The organism is Bartonella sp. AA56HLJMS, from assembly GCF_042197145.1.
GTDB lineage: Bacteria > Pseudomonadota > Alphaproteobacteria > Rhizobiales > Rhizobiaceae > Bartonella.
This window is the reverse complement of sequence record NZ_JBHIRL010000050.1, coordinates 1-3,330: the sequence shown is the minus strand read 5'-3', so window position 1 is coordinate 3,330 and position 3,330 is coordinate 1. Positions and strand designations below refer to the sequence as shown.

The window sequence follows — 3,330 nt, the reverse complement described above, 5'->3', positions numbered from 1 at the left end:
GCATTGGTGCTTTGAAAGTCTAAACCGCCATAAGCCAATTCGCTGCCCGAGACATCAATATGATCTGCAATTAAATACAGCGTTTGCGGCGTGTAAATATGAGAACGATTATTGCTTAAATCGAGAGTGTTTGCCGTCAATCTCACATCCCCCTCAGCAGACAACACATTCTCAACACTGATCTCTCCTGATACCGATGTCAATGTTGCGCTGCCATAGCCCATGACCTGATCATAATAGATGTCGTTGCCTGCAAAAATTTCAATATTGCCACCACTGGCAATCTGACCAACCTTCACCCCTTCTTTTGCTGTAATCAAAAGAAAGCCCTTTTCATCTAAAACAAGATCCCCTGAACCGCCCGTAGAAACGACACCTGTCATCAGTGTGCCTGCATCAAGGCTGCCAACCTTTAAAACAGCTTTTTCACCCGTCATCAACGAAGAAAAGTCAACCGCCCCGCCCTCAATATTTGCCTTGCCATAGGCTAAAAGTTGCCCAAAATGAACGGGAGCATTTGTTGCTGGTTGTGCTTGAATGGCAACATTTTGATGCGACAGAATTGTTTGAGAAACAGATAGCCCATTATGAGAAACTAGGGTGATATCTCCTGCTCCATAAACACTTTCAGCAACAATCGCACCTTGACTGCTCTGGAGATCAACATCCCCTTGGGTGCCAAGAACAACAACACCAGCAGCACCCGTTGCCGCCATATCAACCCCACCGGCTAAAAAATGAGCTTGTATATCACCACCGGCACGCGCCTTGAGATTCCCTTGCGCTAAAACAATCCCCTCAAGTTTCAAGTTTCCGCCCGATTCAAGAGCCATATCAGCGCCTGCCCCTAGCCCTGAAACTTGAAGTGTCTGGCGCGAAGACAGCTCCATATTGCCCCCAGAGGTTGCCTTACCGGCAATCGATAAAAGCCCATCCTGCGCCTCTATCTTCAAATGACCATCAGCGCCAACCGTTTCTAACGTCACATCCTTATGGGCGGCAATATCAATATGCTTTTTCGAGGTGATGTGTTTTGCCAATATGCTCTGGCTTTTCGATTTGAGGACAACACCCCCATGACCAAAAACATTCTTCAACGAGATTTTCCCGTCAGCAGAAAGATGCAACTGCCCCGCATTGGCTGCCATATCATGGCGCATGCGAACCCCAACACCTTTTTCTGTTGCCACAAGTTTTATTCTGTCCGCCTGTAGAGCCCCCAAAGCAGAACCATCTATCGCATATTCCGGTTTACCGGTAATATCGGTCAGTTCTTTCATTTCCCGTGAAGCATAATCAAAGTGACCCGTCCCTGCTGTCACACCAATTTCTCTGCCCGCAACAGCTCCTTCAAAATGCACTGTGCGTGAGACAATATCGACAATATCAACCGCCCCCTTGCCAGAGAAAAAATTGGCTCCCTTAGCGCCAAAGGTAATATCCCCACCTCGCACCTCAAAGCCTTTCAAAAAACCGCTCGCATCAATTTCGGGAACACCTGTGGTTAAAGTCGCATGGGGCGTATTGATAAAGCCACAACCATCACAGCTTATCCCATTGGGATTGGCTATAATCACATCGGCTGGGCTCCCAAAAACCTCTCCTGGACCATGAAGCGCACTGCGCTTGCTGCTGGTCACTTCATTTAAAATCACTTTCGCTGAACCCGTGAAACGCAAATGCGGATTGCCCGGCATAATGCCCCCCAACTGCGATTGCCCTACTTCTTGCGCATGATTGTTCCAAATCACACCCGGATTTCCAATATTAAAATCGTTATATTTATTGTGCGATAAGCCCTTGCCATTGGGGGTAACAATATCAATCGAGGGAACCCCATTGGGCGCTGCGACTATATCCGGACGATGGGCGGCATTCGCGTTAGGATCCACAGTAATTTGCGCCTGTAACGCTGAAGGGGCTAACAAACAAGAAAAACCAAGTCCCCCAAATAAAACCTTTTTGAGCATCGTACTGGAGACCAAAACACCTAATAAAGCTGCTCTTTCTGCTCTCTTCTCATATCTCATACTTTAACTCCCCAATAAAAAATGCTTAAAGTTCCATTGTTAATGTCATAAAAAATGTTCCTGATTTTTTGTGCTTAACTGTGCTCCAAAAAATACTGGAATAACTGGCATCAAGAGAGACCATGCCTCCCGCAAGCTTGACACCGGCTGTCCAACCGGCAAGCTGGTCACTCTTAATCCCATACAAGGGTTGTGCAAAAACACGCCCATAATCCAAACCAACATAAGGGCGAAGTTCTCCAAAAACCTTTTTGAAGGTCGCGTGATTGCTCCACGGAATGGTGCGTAGCAACAAATCATTCCGGCTAAAAAAACCGTTATTGCCAAAAAGCAAACTCTCACGCGTGCCACGAACATTGGAAGCGCCCCCCAACGAAATCTGTTCAGCTCCCAATAAATTATGCGGTGAATATTGACCACTCAAAAGATTGCTCAGTATAAAGTCCAAGCCCCCTATCTTAAAAGGCGTCATGACACTAAGCGTACCAGTAAATTTGGCAAATTGTGGCTCCGCATCCCCTGCTCCTGGCGCATGTTTCTTTACTGAATGAAACAAGGGGATCCCTTGCAAATAACTCACATCAAAGGTCCAAGTCCCCCCCAACATCTGGCGCGAATGCGAAATGCCAAAATTGGCGGCGCTATATTGACGGCTGCCCACTTCAATCTTATTGCCAAGAAGGTAATTGTTGGTTCTTTTATAAGAAAGACCCAAATTCAAAGTTGTAAGGGAAACACTATCACGGTAAAGAACCCTGCTTGTACTGGCGTGCAACTCACTGGAATCCCCCGTCGTCTCAATATCGGTAAAATTGCCAGGGATTATGCTTTGGTAATTATAAACAGTGCCATTCAATCCAAAGGTCCAATAACCGTATGGAATACTCACACTCGCTGAAATGTTATTGCTATGTCCTTCTTGCTTGCTCCCACCCCAATAATCGGGCTCACTGCGTTGATAGTTAAAATCCCACGCATCATTCATCCCTAAAATATTTTCTACCCTCAAGCCCGCACTATAACGCGCATAACCCGTGGAAGATTGTCCCATATTGTCATGAGAAACAGTAACCTTGAAAGTTTTATCGGGATGATTGTTAATATTGACAATGGTGCTCCCTTCTTCACGCCCTGGAAGAAGTTCGCTTTGAGCATGCGCTGAACTCAAACGGTTGATCTGATCAAGCCCCTGTTCAATATCGCGCATATTCAGAACATGACCTTGAAGCCCAGGAAAAGCACTCCATACAACATTATTATAACGAGATGCCGGTGAACCATTATAGTAAATCTCTGAAAG

Annotated in this window: 2 protein-coding genes; both read right to left on the bottom strand. The window is 46.1% G+C overall.

The features are described from left to right. A partial coding sequence (locus ACFINI_RS09535) for a filamentous hemagglutinin N-terminal domain-containing protein (protein WP_375648003.1) occupies positions 1 to 2,030 on the bottom strand: 2,030 nt, incomplete at its 3' end. A gap of 25 nt (positions 2,031 to 2,055) precedes the next feature. After that, the coding region (locus tag ACFINI_RS09530; protein WP_375648002.1) for a ShlB/FhaC/HecB family hemolysin secretion/activation protein at positions 2,056 to 3,330 on the bottom strand (1,275 nt) is incomplete at its 5' end.